Raw genomic sequence first — 14974 nt, 5'->3', positions numbered from 1 at the left:
GCATCAATTTTGTGTTTGTTGCATCTGAAATTTGCTTATTACATCTATTTTCGCGTTTGTTGCATCTAAAAAATATTTATTGCATCTGATTTCTCGTTCGTTGCATCTGAAATTTTTTATTGTATCTGTTTTTGCGTACGTTGCATCTAAAATTTTTTTATTGCATCTGTTTTCGCGTACGTTGCATCTAAAATTTTTTTATTGCATCTGTTTTCACGTACGTTGCATCTAAAAAATTTTTATTGCATCTGATTTCTCGTTCGTTGCATCTAAAATTTGTTCATTGCATCTGTTTCCGTGTATGTTGCATCTGAAATTTGTTTATCGCATCTGTTTTTGTGTTTGTTGCATCTAAAAAATTTATATTGCATCTGTTTCTGCGTTCATTGCATCTATTTTCTCGTTCGTTGCATCTAAAAAATTTTTATTGCATCTATTTTTGTGTTCGTTGCATCTAAAAATTTTTTATTGCATCTGATTTCTCGTTCGTTGCATCTGAAATTTTTTATTGCATCTGTTTTTGCGTACGTTGCATCTAAAATTTGTTCATTGCATCTGTTTTCGCGTATGTTGCATCTAAAAAATTTTTATTGCATCTGTTTTCGCGTATGTTGCATCTAAAATTTATTTATTGCATCTGATTTTGCGTACGTTGCATCAAAAAATATTTATTGCATCTGTTTCCGCGTACGTTGCATCTGAAAATTGTTTATTGCATCTATTTCCGCGTTTGTTGCATCTAAAAAATATTTATTGCATCTGATTTCTCGTTCATTGCATCTAAAAAATATTTATTGCATCTGTTTTCGCGTTCATTGCATCTAAAATTTATTTATTGCATCTGTTTCCGCATTCGTTGCATCTAAAATTTGTTCATTGCATCTGTTTCCGCGTACGTTGCATCCGAAATTTGCGAGTTGCATCCATTGCATCTAAATCCCCCACACTGCATCTGCTAAAACCTTATACTACGTAAAATCACACAACAATCGCTCCACTAAAACTTGTCCGTAAAAAGTTAATATTTTTAGCATATTGAAAACGTTTCATTAATAAACATATATAAAGACGAAATGAAATATCTGGGGTGCGTGAAAAGTGCATGAAACGTTTATGGAACAAGCAGTAGCGAAAGCATGTAAACACCGCATCAAGTCTCATCTAACACCTCGGAAATGAGCATAGGGAGGCGAACGGTGTGCATGATTACATCAAAGAAAGAACTATCCGAATCGGGAAGTATATTATCGAGACAAAAAAGACGGTTCGAGTGATAGCGAGAGAGTTTGGTGTTTCAAAGAGCACGGTTCATAAAGATTTAACGGAACGATTACCAAAAATTAATGCTACATTAGCAAAAGAGGTAAAAGAAATATTGCAATATCATAAGTCTATTCGCCATATTCGAGGGGGAGAAGCAACAAAAGAAAAATACTTAAAAGAAAGAAAACAAAATACACACGATGATCTATATTTGTAATAATTCGTTCGAAAAGGAGTTCAGACTGCCCCGTTTGAGTTCCTTCTTTTTTATTGTGAAAATTGAATGAAATTTCATACGAAAATATACGATGAAAACCCCTTGAAAGCATTGATTTGAAGCCATTTCCTATATGTAAAAAATTACCACTATAACATTTCTAAAATAAATCAATAAAATTGTACTATTTTAGAAGTATATTGTAAGAAACTGTGGTAAAATGTAATGTTAGAAGAATACAAATATACAGGCTATGAATTTTATATATAATCTGTGTTAGGAGGACAAACATTTCATGTTTTCAAGAGATATTGGAATTGACTTAGGTACAGCTAACGTACTAATTCACGTAAAGGGAAAAGGAATCGTATTAAATGAGCCAGCAGTAGTTGCGATGGACCGTACACAAGGGAAAGTTTTAGCAGTTGGGGAAGAGGCTTATATGATGGTAGGTAGAACACCAGGGAATATTGAAGCAATTCGCCCATTAAAAGACGGTGTTATCGCTGACTTTGATATAACAGAAGCAATGTTAAAACACTTTATAAACAAAATTAATGTAAAAGGATTTTTATCAAAGCCGAGAATGCTTATTTGCTGTCCTACAAACATTACAAAAGTAGAACAAAAAGCAATTAAAGAAGCGGCAGAAAAATCTGGTGGTCGTCGTGTGTATTTAGAAGAAGAGCCAAAAGTTGCGGCGATTGGTGCAGGAATGGAGATTTTCCAACCGAGCGGTAATATGGTAATTGATATCGGTGGAGGAACGACAGACGTTGCAGTACTTTCGATGGGAGATATCGTAACAGCAGAGTCTATTAAAGTTGCTGGTGATACGTTTAACCAAGATATTTTACAATATATTAAACATAAATATAAATTATTAATCGGGGAGAGAACTGCCGAAGAAATTAAAATTAATATCGGAACAGTTTTCAAAGATGGTCGTACAGAAACGATGGATATTCGCGGACGCGACATGGTAAGTGGATTACCACGTACTATTACAGTTAGCTCGAATGAAGTGGAAGAGGCATTAAGAGAGCCTGTTGCATTAATCGTTCAAGCTGCAAAATCTGTCCTTGAAAGAACACCACCTGAGTTATCCGCAGACATTATCGACCGTGGTATTATTTTAACTGGTGGTGGAGCAATGATTCACGGGATTGACCAGTTATTAGCAGAGGAATTAAAAGTTCCAGTATTAGTAGCAGAAGAGCCGATGAATTGTGTTGCTAAAGGTACTGGTTTAATGTTACAAAATATTGATAAAGTAGATAAGAAAATCGGCTAGAGAAGTGGAAGTAATTTTCGGAAAGGGCGTGCACGATTATGTTACGTGGATATTATACTGCTGCTAGTGGTATGATGGCGCAACAACGAAATCAAGAAATGATCTCGAATAACTTAGCAAATGCTAGAACGCCTGGTTATAAAGCAGATAAAGCAGCTTTACGTGCGTTTCCAGAGATGTTAATCCATCAAATGAAATCGAAAAATATCCCAACCGAAAACGGTTTGACATTACGTTCGAATGAACCAATTGGGTCACTTACAACAGGTGTATATGCACAAGAGTCGATTCCACATTTTGAACAAGGGCCAATTCGTGAAACAGGAATGCCAACGGATTTTGCATTAGTAGATCGTTATTTCCCAGATGAAACGGGAGGCGCCTTTTTCACGGTGGAAGCGGCAGATGGAGATGTACGTTATACGAGAAACGGCCATTTTACAATAGATGGTCAAGGGTATTTAACGAATAATGATGGTTTGTACGTATTAGATAATAATGGAAATCGCATCATGACAAATGATGGAGATTTTCATGTCACACCGGAAGGGTCCATTGTAACGAATGATGGTGCCACAACAATCGGTATTGCATATATCGCGAATGTGCAAAATCTTGTAAAAGAAGGACATGATTTGCTTCGTTTAGAAAATGGGAATGCGGTAAATATAAATAATACAGAGGCAGAAGTGAACGTATTACAACATACATTAGAAAGTTCAAATGTCGATGTTAGCCAATCGATGACAGAAATGATTGCAGCATATCGAGTATTTGAACAAAACCAGCGTGTCTTAAAAGCGTATGATGAAAGTATGGGGAAAGCAGTAAACGATATTGCTAGATTAGGATAGGGGGACGAAAGATGTCACTTCGAGTGATGGGACAAGCGGCAGTAACGATGAATCAATTACAGCAACAATTAGATGTGATTGGTTCTAATATTGCCAATGCGAATACGACAGGATATAAACAAAGAACATCTGAGTTCTCAGATCTTTTATTCCAGCAAATTCATAACATGACACAACCTGGTAATGAAGTAGGTCGAAGTACAAATGATGGAATTAGAATAGGAACAGGTGCTAAACTAGGGGCAGTAAATAATGACTTTTCCATTGGTTCTTTACAAAATACAGATCGTCCATTAGATATTGCACTTACCAAGCCATCCCATTTTATGCAAGTGATAACAAATGACAATGGTAGGGAAGAAATACAATATACAAGAGATGGATCTTTATATGTAAGCAGTGAAGGAAATGATTTAGTTTTAGTATCCAAAAATGGTCATCCAATCAATGGATTAAATGGACCGATTCGTTTTTCTAATAATATTGATTCTATCCGTATTGGGACAGATGGACGTGTGTACGTAACGGAAAATGGTGCAGAACAATATGCTGGAACGATTCAAGTTCGTCATATAACAAAACCTAGATTGTTAGAGGCAACAGGAGATAATGTATTCCAGTTGCGTGTACCAAACACAGGTTTTAATGAAGCGGAAGTTGCTCAATTAGTAGATGAAAATAACATCATGGAATCTGGTAAGCTAGAAATGGCTAATGTAGATATAGGTCTTCAAATGGTTGACTTAATGAATGCTCAGCGTGCTTACCAAGTAAATGCTCGTTCGATTACGATGGCAGATCAAATGCAAGGTCTTGTAAATCAACTAAGATAGTGATATTATGCGAGGGAACGAGATTAGAAGTTAAGGTGAAATTGATATGACAGCAAATTCTTTAAAAGAACAACCGGAAGAACAAAAAGAAAAGGAAACGAAACCGACGAAAAAAAAGAAACAGCGTATCCGTAAATTTCCAATTTGGTTACGTCTTATTGTCGTGTTTATATTAATTGCCATTTCTTTAGCGCTCGGTTTAATTGTTGGCTATAGCATTATAGGAGACGGCAATGCGATGGACGTTTTTGAAAAATCGACTTGGCAACATATTATTGATATAGTCAATAAAGAATAAGTAAAAGTAGGAGTGGTCATATGTTAGATGTGCAACAAATTAAAGAAATTATTCCACATCGTTATCCTTTTTTATTAGTAGATAAAGTGCTTGAAATCGAAGAAGCGAAGCGTGTCGTTGGTTTGAAAAATGTAACGGTAAATGAACCATTTTTCCAAGGACATTTTCCAGATTATCCTGTTATGCCAGGTGTATTAATTTTAGAAGCGTTAGCTCAAGTTGGGGCGATTGCGGTTTTAAATGTGGAAGATAATAAAGGAAAAATTGGCTTTTTAGCCGGCATAGATAAATGTCGTTTTAAACGTCAAGTAAAACCTGGAGATCAATTGCGTTTAGAAGTTGAAATTACACGCATGAAAGGTGCAATTGGAAAAGGAAAAGGAATTGCAACGGTAGATGGCGAAGTAGCTTGTGAAGCGGAAATTATGTTTGCGATTCAATAATAAGAGAAAATATCCATGTTGGATATTTTCTCTTTTTTTATATATTAAAACTCCTAGCTCTGAGGTTCCGGATTGCTTATAACGTCGTACAAAAAATACCTCTCATCTTGATAGCATAGGAAAGTTGCAAGAATGCGGAGCGAAGTTGCAAGAATCCGGGGTAGAGTTGCAAGAATATCGGTCGAAGTTGCAAGAATATATGCCGAAGTTGCAAGAATCCAAGTCGAAGTTGCAAGAATGCATGCCGAAGTTGCAAGAATACAGGTCAAAGTTGCAAGAATAGGAAGTCACCTAAAAAATGATTATATGAGCGATCAGTTAAATACAATCTATTTACAGGGCAACGCAATAAAAATTCTTAAAGAATCAGCGCGTGGATGTGGTGAATAAAGGATCCTGTTCAATGTGCTCCGGTCACAAAGACTTCCAGCCACAGAGAAACCTCCAGTTCACACGGCTAGTTTTGATGGTGCAACAAAATAAAATATACAAAAACCCACCTTTTTATAGTGTAAATTACCTAAAAATAATAGCGCTTTTACTAGTGAAATAGTATTATATACGTATACCTCTACCTTCAAATGTTTTCTACACGATAATGCGAAGAAAGGAGTATGTAAATTGTTTTTGATTAGTAACAAAACGAAAGTAATCGAACGAATTAAAGAAGGACAGTTTCACTCTAGGATTATTGAAAGTGATCAAGTTTATTATTCCATACATAGTCTGGAAGCATTGTTGAACAATGCTTGTTTAAAACTAGGAACTTCTCTTGAAGGACGTATTGATTTTACGAAAGAAATATTGAAATCGAACAATAAAATACCGATTCCAATTGACCCTGATCAATGTGTCTTTATGTTTCCGACTAGATCGGTAAAAAGCCCGCTACTATCATACATATCCTATTATCAGGTAGCTGATTTTGAACCGTATGAAAAAAACGTGAAAGTTATATTCAAAGATGACACCACGTATATCGCACCAATGACGATGAAACAATTCGATATACAATTAAAACGTACGAGTCAATTAATTGCGCATTTTTATTATAAAATGACTATTTGATATCTATGATGCATATCTTTACGCATGCTAGTGAATAGTAAGAAGTTCGAACATTACATTTAATTACTTTTCTAACATAATATTAAAGTGTATGATAAACAAAAGAAGCGATATTTATTGGAGGTTGCTACATGCGTAAAGTTTTATTATGGATGATGTTATTAATATTATTGATGATGATAGCTGCCTGTGGACAAAATAATGATGCAGACGAAGAAGAGACTGCTGTCACGTCTGTTGAAGTAGAACAAATAAAAAAAGATAACTTACAAGTGACGAAGAGCTTTTACGGTATGATAATGCCACAAAGTCAAATGCCTGTTACAATCGAACAACCTGGAGAAGTGTCTGAACTTTATGTACAAAACGGTGAGTTTGTCTCAAAGGATGATACGGTTGCAAAAGTGAAGACACCGGTGGGAGAGATGACAGTAACAGCTCCTCGTACAGGAAAAGTCGCTAAATTAAGTGTAAAAGAGGGAGATTTTCAAACGAATGAAGAACCGCTAATGATGGTAGCGGATGTAGATAAAGTAATAATGAATGTTGCGGTATCTAAATCAGATCGTTCTTTGTTTAAAGGTGATAAAGAGGTAACCGTTCATATTGATGACGATACATACAAAGGAAACGTTTTACCAGTCGACCCATTACCAAATGAGGGTGGACAATTTACAATTGAAATCGAGATTGACAATAAAGATGAAAAAATTTCGCCGGGTACTACCGGAAAAATTACAATGAAAGAAACTAAAGTGAAAAAAGGACTGCTTGTACCGACAGAGGCAGTTTTACAAGAAGCGGATGAAAACTTCGTATATATCGTCCAAGACGGTAAAGCGAAAAAGGTACTGGTTGAAGTCATAGAAACACAGACAGAATATACTGCTATTAAAGGTGACGTGAACACAAAGGATGAAGTGATTGTGAATGGTCATTTTACCTTAACAGATGGCAGTGAGGTTGAAGTAATAAAGGACGGGAATAATAAATGAAACTAGTTTCGTTAGCAGTTAAAAGACCTGTCGGTGTCATAATGATTGTCCTTGCGATTATTGCATTAGGGTTTGTATCCGTTAGAAATTTAGCGGTGGATTTATTTCCAGAAATTGATTTACCAATTGCGGTTATTGCGACTACTTATGACGATGCCGCACCGGAAGAAGTTGAAAATTTAATTTCTAAGCCTCTGGAAGAATCGATTAGTTCATTAGAAGGGATTGAAGAAATTCAATCTCAATCACAATCAGATGCATCTGTCATTGTTATGATGTTTAAAAATGGAACCGATTTGGACCAAGCATTATTAGATGTGCGCGAACGAGTGGACCGTGTGAAAAGCATGTTACCAGATCGAGCTGGTGATCCGAATATTATGCGGTTTAATCCAGATCAATTACCTGTTATTTGGGTAAGTATTACCGGAAAGGATGCAGAAGTATTAACTGAACTTGCGGAAAATGAAGTGTCCCCGTTTTTTGAAAGACAAGAGGGAGTGGCATCTGTATCGGTAGAAGGAGCCAAAACTAGGGAAATCCAAGTCATTTTAAATGAGGCAAAAATGACCCAATATCAAGTAAGTCCACAAGAAGTGATGCAAGCTTTAAGCGAGACGAATCAATCCTCTTCAGTTGGAACGATTGAAAAAGGGGATCAAGATTTAAAAGTTAGAATTACAGGTGAATTTACTTCCATTGAAGATATCGAACAAACGATTATTCAAACAGCGGCAGATACGTCTGTAAAAGTGTCTGAAGTTGCGACGATAAAAGATACTTTTGAAAAAGAAGATAGTGTCACCATGATAAATGGAGAACCGTCTGTCGTTTTATCGATTTTAAAAAAGACGGATGCCAATACTGTAGAGGTTGCTCAAAATATAAAAAATGGCCTAGATGAAATCGAAGCAGAACTTCCGGAAGGTGCCAATTTAAATGTTGTCATTGACACATCTGATTTCATCGAGGAAGCAGTCAGTTCTGTTATCCAAAATATTTTAATTGGTGGAGTAATTTCGATTTTTATTTTATTACTCTTTTTAAAAAGTATTCGCGCGACGATCGTGATCGGCTTATCTATCCCCATTGCGATTATATCCACTTTCGCTTTAATGTATTTCACAGGCGAAACATTGAACATTCTTACACTTGGAGGACTTGCGCTCGGAATTGGAATGATGGTGGATAGTTCGATTGTTATATTAGAAAACATATATACGTACCGGCAACGTAGCGAAAATTTAATAGATGCAGCCATTAAAGGGGCAGCTGAATTAACTCCAGCGGTCATTGCTTCTACAACGACAACATTAGTCGTCTTCTTGCCAATTGTCTATGTGGAAGGAATTGCATCAGATATTTTCACACCACTCGCCTTAACCGTATCATTTTCATTATTAGCATCTTTAATCGTTGCTATTACGCTTGTACCGATGCTTTCTTCCAAACTATTGTCCAAAGCGATGGAAGATGGAAGACGTTATTGGTTTGATACCTTACTAGAAAAAGTGAATAACGGTTATACACGCGCATTAAAAAAAGTATTGAAATTTAGAAAAACATCGATCCTGGTGACAGTTGCACTTATTGTGATAAGTATTGGGTTTATACCATTTATCGGTGGGGAGTTTATCCCTGCAGGTGATCAAGGACAATTAGATATAACGGTTGAAACAAGACCTGGAAGCAGTTTAGAAGCAACAGAAAAAGTGATCGCCCATGTGAATGACAAGCTAAGTGAATATGAAGATATCATAGATGTGAGTTATGTGACGGCTGGTGGTGGAGATTTTGCTTCTAGTACATCGAGTGAGAATGAAGCGAACTTTACGATACAACTCGTTCCACCGAAAGAACGCGACATGACAACAGGGACATTCGTTCAACATGTAGAGAAAGATTTACAAGATATTCCTGGTGCTGAAATTACAGTAAGTGAAATGGGTGCTGGAATTGGAATGGGCGCACCCATTGAAATTCAATTAAATGGACCAGAACATGAAGTATTACGTGAATTAGCGGATGATGTCGCAGAAGGGATTCAATCGATTGATGGCGTTCATAATCCTGAATCAGAAGCAAACTTAGGGGTCCCACAATTACAATTAGAAGTAGATGATGATAAAGCAGCATTATACGGATTATCTGTAGAAGACATTCAATCGCAAATCGAAATGCGTTTTATTGGGCAAGTTGTCACCGTATATCGGGACGATGGTCGTGAAATAAATGTTTCCTTAACCTATCCCGAAGAAACACGACAAACAATCAATGATTTAGAAGATATGAAAGTGATCGGGAAAGAAGGAGCACAAATACCATTAACCTCATTAGCTGATGTCGAAGAAACGGAAGGTCCCGTTACATTAATTAGACAAAATCAAGAAGCACAAATGAATGTTACAACAGAAATTATGGATCGTGATTTAAGCAGTGTAGTGAAAGATTTGGAGGCTTATTTAGATGGGTTATCTCTACCAGAGGGATATAGCTATTCGATTGGTGGAGAAGCGGAAGATATGGCAGATTCCTTTGCCGATTTAACTTTAGCATTAATTTTCTCGATCTTTTTAGTGTATGCAGTGATGGCAGTCCAGTTTGAAAACTTCTTATTCCCGTTTATTATTATGTTTTCGATGCCGGCAACCGTCATTGGTGTTGTTGGAGGATTGCTCATAAGTGGATTGTCATTTAGTATTCCGGCATTTATTGGGTTAATTATGCTTGCCGGAATCGTCGTGAACAACTCCATCGTCCTTGTAGATTATATTAATATTTTACGGAGACGTGGTATGGACCGATATGAAGCTATTATAGAAGCGGGTAGAAGTAGGTTGCGGCCTATTCTAATGACGACATTAACGACTGTATTAGCGATGATTCCGTTAGGGCTCGCATTAGGAGAAGGAGCGGAAATGCAACAACCATTAGCTATCACTATTATATTCGGTTTATCGATTTCAAGTATTTTTACATTATTGCTTATTCCTGTCGTATATACGTATTTTGATGATGTAACGAAAAAAATCATGCGACGTGATAGCAATATAAAATGATTTAAGAAGGTTTGGACGATACGTAAGGGAAGGTAAGTTGAAAGAAGTCCAAACCTTCTTTTTATGTGTGCCATTATTATAAATCAAGGGTACGTATATAGCTAAACCATTTTTGTACAATTTCCTCCTTAAAAATTGCATCTTCATCAAACATTATTTCGATCGTATTCCCGTCTATGGAATAAGCTAAAATATGAGGATCATGTTCGATGAGTTGTTGAATAACAGGAAGTTTTTTCTCTAATAAATGCCATTGATGAATTTGGATGATTAAATGTCCTGGGGTATACTGAAGGACTTGAACACGATATTTAGCGGCAAGTGCAAGCAATGTTAATTTCATGGTCGAAAAAATAGTAGGCCACCTCCTATGGAAGTTATCTACATATACATATGACGATTATCTCAGTTATGTTACAAATAAGAGAAGATGCAACTTATATTTGCAACTAGTGTAAGAAATTAGCTATAATTTAACCTAGACGTAAAATTTAAAGCATATATTAGAGGGATTACCGATGATTAATTTTGTTGATTTAGCGATAGCTTCGTTTATCGCACTTATATCTACATTTTTTTTAACCTTTGCTGTAAAAAAGTTAGCATTTAAATTTAATATTGTAGATTTTCCAGACCGGAGGAAAATCCATGTTCATCCGACTCCACGTATTGGTGGTTTAGCCATATTTCTCGGTGCTGCCCTCGGTTTATTATATTTACAACCTGAACATATTCATTTACAAGCAATCTTTATGGGGGCAATTGTGATTGTCATTACTGGAATTATTGATGATAAATATAGTGTTCGTCCAATCATTAAATTAACAGGTCAATTAACTGCAACGACTTTTCTTTTATCATCTGGTCTAGTGATTGAAAAAATTACATTGCCATTTATTGGTTTGGTTGAATTAGGACCGTTTAGTGTGTTAATTACCATATTATGGGTCGTAGGGATAACCAATGCGATTAACTTAATCGATGGCCTCGACGGACTTGCAACAGGGGTTTCGACGATAGGACTTGTAAGTATTTTAATTATGGCCATCGTTGATTTACAAATTTTTGCTGTATATCTTTGTGTTGTGTTAATCGGAGCGAATCTTGGTTTTTTATACCACAATTTTTACCCGGCAAAAATTTATATGGGAGACACTGGATCGAATTTTCTTGGTTATATGATTGCGGTTATTTCTATGTTAGGTTTATTTAAAAATGTTGCCTTATTTAGTTTTATTATTCCAATTATTGTGATTGCAGTACCGATTTTGGATACGACATTTTCTATCATTCGTCGTGCATTAAATAAACAACATATTATGGAAGCAGATAATAAACATATTCACTATCAGTTACTTCGTGCTGGATTTTCTCACCGACAAGCGGTACTTATTATGTATGGGTTTAGTTTAGTCTTCGGAGTATTAGCCATCGTATTCCAACAAGCACCACTTCAAATTTCTTTAATTGTTGCTATCATCGTCTTTATACTCGTTCATTTATTAGCAGAAATTGCTGGAATAGTGATGGGGGGAAAAAGACCTGTCGTGGACAAGTTATTGAAAATGGTGGGGAAAGACGGAGAAAAAAGTAAGTTGAGGCAAGATGACCATAGTGAAAATTGATGAACCGAATTGAATGGGAAAGACCTGTTCAATTCGGTTTTTTTATATGAAACGATATGAATATATATTAAATTTATATTAATAATGAAAAGATGTACTAGTTTTGCATTAAATATTCCTGTATACTTATCGATTATATGTAAAAAAATGTATATTTTGGAGGAATTTATGGAAAAGAGGACAAAACTAAATAAGTCATTAAAAGCTCATTGGGTATGGGCAATAGCCCTTGGATCTGCGATTGGTTGGGGAGCATTTGTCCAACCGATTAATTGGATGGAAACCGCCGGTCCATTAGGGGTCATTCTCGGTTTTTCTATTGGTGCATTATTAATGATGCTCATTGCAGTCAGTTATGGATTTTTAATCCGTAGTTTTCCTGTTTCAGGTGGGGAGTTTGCATATGCTTATATTAGTGCAGGACGAACTCAAGCATTTATCAGTGGTTGGTTTTTGACGCTAGGATATTTATGTATCGTTGCATTGAATGCATCCGCATTTTCATTAATGATTAAATATGTATTTCCAGCAATCATTGAAAATGTATTTTTATATACGGTAGCTGGTTGGGAAGTATTTTTAATGGAAATTATTATCGCAACAGGTGCGTTAATTGTTTTTGGTTATTTAAATATACGAGGTACAGGCTTAACTGGACAAGTTCAGTTTATATTTGCGATGGTAATGGTAGTAGCAGTTATTCTTTTAACCTTATTTGTTGGGATAAAATCACCTGCACCAATCGAAAATATTACCCCATTATTCGTTGATAATAAGACGAGTTTTGCAGCTGTGATTGCCATTGTTGCGATCGCTCCGTGGGCATTTGTCGGATTTGATGCTGTACCACAAGCGGCAGAGGAATTTGCGTTTCCAGCTAAAAAAGCATTTATGTTAATTATTTTAGCATTAGTATTTGCGACCATTATTTATAGTTTAATGATATTAGCTACAGGAATGGCAGCCCCGTGGCAAGAAGTAGCAGATGCCAATCATTTATGGGGTACAGGAGTTGTCATTCAAGAATTATTAGGTGTTGGTGGTTTGCTCATTTTAGTCATTGCCCTTACGATGGGGATTTTCACTGGATTAAATGGGTTTATTATGACGTCAAGTCGATTACTATTCGCGATGGCACGTGCAAAAGTGTTGCCAGCGCCATTTCAGAAATTACATAAAAAGTATAATACACCGTATATTGCAATTATCGTTACGGTCATTTTGGCCTCGGTTGCTCCATGGTTTGGTCGACAAGCATTAACTTGGGTCGTTGACATGTCATCGATTGGAGTATCTATTGCATACTTTTATACTTGTTTCACGGCATTCAGGTTATTTAAATGGAATAATCAGAGCAGTAGCATCATGAAAGAAGCGGAAGTAGGACCTGTGAAGAAGGTCGTAGCTTTTGTCGGAATGATTGTAAGTTTTATTTTTATTTTACTTTTATTGATCCCACAATCACCGGCATTTATGGGGAAAGAATCTCTTATTTCTCTAGTGATTTGGATCGTTCTTGGAATTATATTCTATGTGATGAAACGGAAAGAATATAATGCAATCCCGAAGAAGGAATTGGACTATTTAATTTTGGATAAAAAAGAATAGAAAAGAAAAAATCTACAAGTACATGCACTTGTAGATTTTTTCTTATAAACTCCAATAATGAATATTGAGCGCTTCACATTGTTGACGATCAAAAATACCCTTTATGTCTACTAACACTTTCTTATCTGACTGGTATAAAGTATTTAATTTTTCAATTGTATAAGTATCCTTGTATTCATCATGAGGTACTGCAAGGATGATACAATCTAAGTCCTTTAACGCTTCCTCGCCTACTAAATCGATATTATATTCTTGTTTAACATCTTCATGTTCAGCATGTGGATCATGGACAACATAGTGAACCCCATAATCATCTAATTCCTTAATAATGTCAATGACTTTTGTGTTACGAACATCAGGAACATTTTCTTTAAACGTTAATCCTAATACAGCGATTTTGGCTTTATTTATGTCTATATTTGCTTGGATCATTTTTTTAATGACACTATTTGCAACATGTTTTCCCATATTGTCATTTACTTTTCGCCCAGCTAAAATAATTTGCGAGTGGTATCCTAATTGTTCTGCTCTATATGTAAAATAATAAGGATCTACTCCGATACAGTGACCACCAACTAGTCCAGGAGTGAAGTTTAAGAAATTCCATTTTGTTCCTGCAGCAGCTAGTACTGCTTTCGTATCGATGTTCATTTTATCGAATACAATGGATAGTTCATTCATAAAAGCAATATTAATATCACGTTGAGAGTTTTCGATTACCTTTGCAGCCTCGGCAACTTTAATAGATTCTGCCTCATATATACCTGCTTCAATAATATAACCATACACTTTTGAAATTTCACGTAATGCATCATCATCTGAACCAGAGACGATTTTTGTAATTTTTGTTAATGTATTTACTTTATCCCCTGGGTTAATTCGTTCGGGTGAATAACCGACTTTAAAGTCTTCACCGAAAGTTAAACCAGATTCTTTTTCAAGAATAGGGATACATACCTCTTCAGTCGTGCCAGGATATACAGTTGACTCATAAACAACAATGGATCCTTTTGTTAAATTACGTCCAATCATTTCACTTGCACCAATAATAGGTTTTAAATTTGGTGTTTTATCAATATTAATTGGTGTAGGTACGGCAACAATATGAAATTTACTTCGTTGTAAATCTTTCTCGTCACTTGTAAATTCCATCGTTGTTTCTTTGATTTCTTTGTCTCCAACTTCTTCCGTGACGTCTATGCCTTTTTTGTACATATTTAATTTTTCTTTATTTAAATCCAAACCGATTACGTCATATTTTTTGGCTAATTCAATTGCCAATGGCAACCCTACATAACCAAGACCAATGACAGATATTTTTTCTTTTTTTTGTTGAAGTTCTTCAAAAAGAACCATATTAAATCCCAACCTTTATATATTAATTAAAGTGTTAAACAACATTATACTCCTACTCCAT

General features: G+C 35.7%; 14 protein-coding genes. 12 read left to right on the top strand and 2 right to left on the bottom strand.

The window, feature by feature from the left end:
• Positions 1-1198 precede the first annotated feature (1198 nt).
• The 10 genes from spoIIID (at position 1199) to WKT09_RS10405 (ending at position 10324) form a co-directional block, all read left to right on the top strand.
• Positions 1199-1480 (top strand): sporulation transcriptional regulator SpoIIID, encoded by a 282-nt coding sequence (gene spoIIID / locus WKT09_RS10450; RefSeq protein WP_340415971.1) that lies wholly within the window; start codon positions 1199-1201, stop codon positions 1478-1480.
• 295 nt (positions 1481-1775) lie between these two features.
• On the top strand, positions 1776-2774 hold the full coding sequence (locus WKT09_RS10445; protein ID WP_336267269.1) for a rod shape-determining protein: 999 nt from the start codon (positions 1776-1778) through the stop codon (positions 2772-2774).
• A gap of 38 nt (positions 2775-2812) precedes the next feature.
• Positions 2813-3628 (top strand): flagellar hook-basal body protein, encoded by an 816-nt coding sequence (locus tag WKT09_RS10440; RefSeq protein WP_340415970.1) that lies wholly within the window; start codon positions 2813-2815, stop codon positions 3626-3628.
• Between the two features lie 11 nt (positions 3629-3639).
• Positions 3640-4461: a flagellar hook-basal body protein gene (locus WKT09_RS10435; protein WP_340415969.1), complete on the top strand. Its 822-nt coding sequence runs from the start codon at positions 3640-3642 to the stop codon at positions 4459-4461.
• Positions 4462-4507: 46 nt separating this feature from the next.
• A complete protein-coding gene (locus tag WKT09_RS10430) occupies positions 4508-4759 on the top strand; it encodes a DNA-directed RNA polymerase subunit beta (protein WP_340415968.1) in 252 nt (83 codons plus the stop codon).
• Positions 4760-4779: 20 nt separating this feature from the next.
• Positions 4780-5202 (top strand): 3-hydroxyacyl-ACP dehydratase FabZ, encoded by a 423-nt coding sequence (gene fabZ / locus WKT09_RS10425; RefSeq protein WP_340415967.1) that lies wholly within the window; start codon positions 4780-4782, stop codon positions 5200-5202.
• Positions 5203-5326: 124 nt separating this feature from the next.
• Positions 5327-5485: a hypothetical protein gene (locus WKT09_RS10420; RefSeq protein WP_340415966.1), complete on the top strand. Its 159-nt coding sequence runs from the start codon at positions 5327-5329 to the stop codon at positions 5483-5485.
• A 338-nt stretch (positions 5486-5823) separates the two neighbouring features.
• Positions 5824-6270, top strand: a complete 447-nt coding sequence (locus WKT09_RS10415) for a competence protein ComK (RefSeq protein WP_340415965.1) — start codon at positions 5824-5826, stop codon at positions 6268-6270.
• 131 nt (positions 6271-6401) lie between these two features.
• A complete protein-coding gene (locus WKT09_RS10410; protein ID WP_340415964.1) occupies positions 6402-7265 on the top strand; it encodes an efflux RND transporter periplasmic adaptor subunit in 864 nt (287 codons plus the stop codon).
• Entirely contained in the window at positions 7262-10324 is a 3063-nt protein-coding gene (locus WKT09_RS10405; RefSeq protein WP_340415963.1) for an efflux RND transporter permease subunit, read from the top strand. The genes WKT09_RS10410 and WKT09_RS10405 overlap by 4 nt, the downstream gene beginning before the upstream one ends.
• Before the next feature lie 76 nt (positions 10325-10400).
• Here WKT09_RS10405 and WKT09_RS10400 read toward each other — a convergent pair whose 3' ends face one another.
• Positions 10401-10667, bottom strand: a complete 267-nt coding sequence (locus WKT09_RS10400; protein ID WP_340415962.1) for a hypothetical protein — start codon at positions 10665-10667, stop codon at positions 10401-10403.
• 175 nt (positions 10668-10842) lie between these two features.
• Here WKT09_RS10400 and WKT09_RS10395 point away from each other — a divergent pair, with 175 nt between their 5' ends.
• Both WKT09_RS10395 and WKT09_RS10390 read left to right on the top strand, forming a co-directional pair.
• On the top strand, positions 10843-11949 hold the full coding sequence (locus WKT09_RS10395) for a glycosyltransferase family 4 protein (RefSeq protein ID WP_340415961.1): 1107 nt from the start codon (positions 10843-10845) through the stop codon (positions 11947-11949).
• Positions 11950-12117: 168 nt separating this feature from the next.
• Positions 12118-13557, top strand: a complete 1440-nt coding sequence (locus WKT09_RS10390; RefSeq protein WP_340415960.1) for an APC family permease — start codon at positions 12118-12120, stop codon at positions 13555-13557.
• A gap of 42 nt (positions 13558-13599) precedes the next feature.
• Here the strand turns inward: WKT09_RS10390 and WKT09_RS10385 are convergent, their stop codons facing one another.
• Positions 13600-14913, bottom strand: coding sequence for a nucleotide sugar dehydrogenase (locus WKT09_RS10385; RefSeq protein ID WP_340415959.1), 1314 nt, complete (start codon positions 14911-14913; stop codon positions 13600-13602).
• Between the last annotated feature and the right edge of the window lie 61 nt (positions 14914-14974).

Origin of the sequence: Pseudogracilibacillus sp. ICA-222130 (genome assembly GCF_037892545.1) — a bacterium.
Taxonomy (GTDB): domain Bacteria; phylum Bacillota; class Bacilli; order Bacillales; family Amphibacillaceae; genus Pseudogracilibacillus.
This window is presented reverse-complemented; position numbering and strand designations above follow the sequence as displayed.

Excerpts from the sequence above, each read along its gene's own strand:
- WKT09_RS10445 (WP_336267269.1), top strand. The coding sequence starts at position 1,776 with ATGTTTTCAAGAGATATTGGAATTGACTTAGGTACAGCTAACGTACTA.
- WKT09_RS10440 (WP_340415970.1), top strand. The coding sequence starts at position 2,813 with ATGTTACGTGGATATTATACTGCTGCTAGTGGTATGATGGCGCAACAA.
- WKT09_RS10435 (WP_340415969.1), top strand. The coding sequence starts at position 3,640 with ATGTCACTTCGAGTGATGGGACAAGCGGCAGTAACGATGAATCAATTA.
- WKT09_RS10430 (WP_340415968.1), top strand. The coding sequence starts at position 4,508 with ATGACAGCAAATTCTTTAAAAGAACAACCGGAAGAACAAAAAGAAAAG.
- fabZ (WP_340415967.1), top strand. The coding sequence starts at position 4,780 with ATGTTAGATGTGCAACAAATTAAAGAAATTATTCCACATCGTTATCCT.
- WKT09_RS10410 (WP_340415964.1), top strand. The coding sequence starts at position 6,402 with ATGCGTAAAGTTTTATTATGGATGATGTTATTAATATTATTGATGATG.
- WKT09_RS10405 (WP_340415963.1), top strand. The coding sequence starts at position 7,262 with ATGAAACTAGTTTCGTTAGCAGTTAAAAGACCTGTCGGTGTCATAATG.
- WKT09_RS10400 (WP_340415962.1), bottom strand. The coding sequence starts at position 10,667 with ATGAAATTAACATTGCTTGCACTTGCCGCTAAATATCGTGTTCAAGTC.
- WKT09_RS10395 (WP_340415961.1), top strand. The coding sequence starts at position 10,843 with ATGATTAATTTTGTTGATTTAGCGATAGCTTCGTTTATCGCACTTATA.
- WKT09_RS10390 (WP_340415960.1), top strand. The coding sequence starts at position 12,118 with ATGGAAAAGAGGACAAAACTAAATAAGTCATTAAAAGCTCATTGGGTA.
- WKT09_RS10385 (WP_340415959.1), bottom strand. The coding sequence starts at position 14,913 with ATGGTTCTTTTTGAAGAACTTCAACAAAAAAAAGAAAAAATATCTGTC.